Raw genomic sequence first — 274 nt, forward strand, 5'->3', positions numbered from 1 at the left:
GCGGGCTCGCAGCGGGCGTTCCCGGGGCTGGGGCAACTCGACCGGGAGCACGGAGCCGCTCTGATGGGCTCTCTTTGCCCGCAATAGCCGGTTTGGGCGGGGAGCCGTCGTCCCGGGCAGCGCGAGGTTCGTCCCGAAGCGGGAGTGGTCAACCAAATTCGACATGCGCGCGCCGCGCTGTACTGCCCGGATCGACGAACTTCCGACCGTGGCAGCCTAGATCGACCACCTTCTGAACTCGGTCGGCCTCCCTACGGTCGTCGCCATTCCGACG

The 274-nt window shown here is 68.2% G+C and carries 1 pseudogene; it reads left to right on the plus strand.

Annotated elements, in window-relative coordinates:
* Positions 1-94: 94 nt before the first annotated feature.
* A pseudogene (locus tag RVY79_RS22065) lies at positions 95-220 on the plus strand (DUF4113 domain-containing protein); the annotation flags it as partial.
* Between the last annotated feature and the right edge of the window lie 54 nt (positions 221-274).

This window comes from Chromohalobacter sp. HP20-39 (assembly GCF_033052815.1).
In the GTDB taxonomy this organism is placed as follows: domain Bacteria; phylum Pseudomonadota; class Gammaproteobacteria; order Pseudomonadales; family Halomonadaceae; genus Chromohalobacter.